Source organism: Psychrobacter sp. (genome assembly GCF_036731945.1).
GTDB lineage: Bacteria > Pseudomonadota > Gammaproteobacteria > Pseudomonadales > Moraxellaceae > Psychrobacter.
The window spans coordinates 3,997-5,754 of the sequence record NZ_DAINDI010000072.1 but is presented as its reverse complement, the minus strand read 5'-3'; the positions used below and the strand labels follow the sequence as shown (position 1 = coordinate 5,754).

Sequence of the window (1,758 nt, the reverse complement as noted above, 5' to 3'; positions counted from 1 at the left end):
GGGTGAAAAGCTACCGATTTCTCGTATGCAGCGCGATTTATCAGACTCGACTGTACTGCGTAATATCGGTGTTGGCTTAGCGCAAAGTATGATTGCTTTTGATGCGTGCTTAAAAGGCGTCGGTAAGTTGGAACTAAACGCTCAGCGCTTAAATGACGACTTAGATAATGCCCAAGAAGTATTGGCTGAGCCGATTCAAACGGTCATGCGTCGTTACCGCGTTGAGAACCCGTACGAAAAACTCAAAGCTTTGACCCGTGGTAATGCCATGACGCGTGAGGCCATGCTGACTTTCGTAGAAAGCGATGAATTATCTGCGGTTTCAGATAGCGATAAAGCGCGCCTACGTGAGCTGACGCCTGCGACTTATACTGGTAATGCTGCTGAGCAAGCTCGCACGATTAAAGACTGGATTGCTAAGATTTAATCTCTGATCAAGCTTGAAGTAGCTAGCGGACATATTTTGAAATAGATATAAATGAGTAGGACAGCCTATTCATTTATATTAAGAAAAACATTAACCTTACCTACTATTACTTGTCTTAAAACACAGTTAGTTAATGGGTAAGGTTTTATTTTTTATCTTTTTTATCATCGTCATCACTATCGCCCGGTATGATAGCTTTACCGACCGCCACAGTACCTTTGACCACGCCTTTAGTGGTTTTATAAGCGATCTTTGCCGGCACGGTTACAACCTTGTGCACACAAGCTTGTAATAAAAATACGCTGGCGATAATAACGATAAAATGTAATTTTTTCATAAACTTCCTACGATTGATGAGGTGTTCTGACAGCAACTATTCATACGGTAATACTCGCTATCAGCTAGGCGATAATCATAAACCATTAAAACTTTCCTATAAAGCATCTCTTGTTATTTCTCTTATACCCATTTTTAGACATGGATTTATCAATGACCACAATTCCTCTTTGCTTGTCCGACTCTATCACGCCTGAGCAGTTTTTAAGCGAATATTGGCAAAAAAAACCGCTCCTTATTAAACAAGGCTTACCGCAGCTAATTGGCATGTTTGAGCCAGACGATATGCTTGGTCTTGCTATTGAAGAAGACGCGGCTGCACGCCTGCTCACCCAAGCCGCTACTAAGCAAGACGGCCTAGCGCAGTGGCAACTTAAAAAAAGTCCCTTAACTGAAAGCGATTTTGACAATTTGCCTGAACAATGGACCGTACTGGTGCAAAACCTCGAGCAATGGTCGCCTGAGCTCGGACAATTGTGGCAAGCGTTTGACTTTATTCCGCAGTGGCAACGCGATGATATTATGGTTTCTTATGCGCCAAAGGGCGGCTCAGTCGGTAAGCATTATGATGATTACGATGTGTTTTTAGCGCAAGGCTACGGTCAGCGTCGTTGGCAGCTTGGCAAATTTTGTGATAAAAACACTGAGTTTGTTGCCGATGAGCCGATTCGATTGTTTGATGATATGGGCGAGATTATTTTTGACGAAATACTAGAAGCGGGTGATGTGCTTTATGTACCACCAAAATTATCGCACTTTGGCGTTGCGCAAGATGATTGCCTAACTTTTTCTTTTGGTTGCCGTCGTCCAAACTTAATGCAAATTATTGATAGTCTGGCTGATATTGCTACCAACGACAGCGATTTATTTATCCCTATGCTACTGCCACAAGCACTACAAGCGTCGGGTGAATTGACAGCCAGCAGTATCGAGGCGATTAAAGAGCAGCTACTACAAATGCTACAATCTGAGCGCGGCGACGACATCATTCGTCA

1 protein-coding gene and 2 pseudogenes are annotated in these 1,758 nt (G+C 43.1%); 2 read left to right on the top strand and 1 reads right to left on the bottom strand.

Annotated elements, in window-relative coordinates; translation table 11 throughout:
* Positions 1-427 (top strand): annotated as a pseudogene (locus V7D75_RS12415) (adenylosuccinate lyase); the annotation flags it as partial.
* Positions 428-572: 145 nt separating this feature from the next.
* Here V7D75_RS12415 and V7D75_RS12410 read toward each other — a convergent pair.
* Entirely contained in the window at positions 573-764 is a 192-nt protein-coding gene (locus V7D75_RS12410) for an NF038104 family lipoprotein (protein ID WP_068408670.1), read from the bottom strand.
* A 152-nt stretch (positions 765-916) separates the two neighbouring features.
* On the opposite strand from V7D75_RS12410, the pseudogene V7D75_RS12405 reads away from it, so the two are divergent.
* Positions 917-1,758, top strand: a pseudogene (locus tag V7D75_RS12405) (cupin domain-containing protein); the annotation flags it as partial.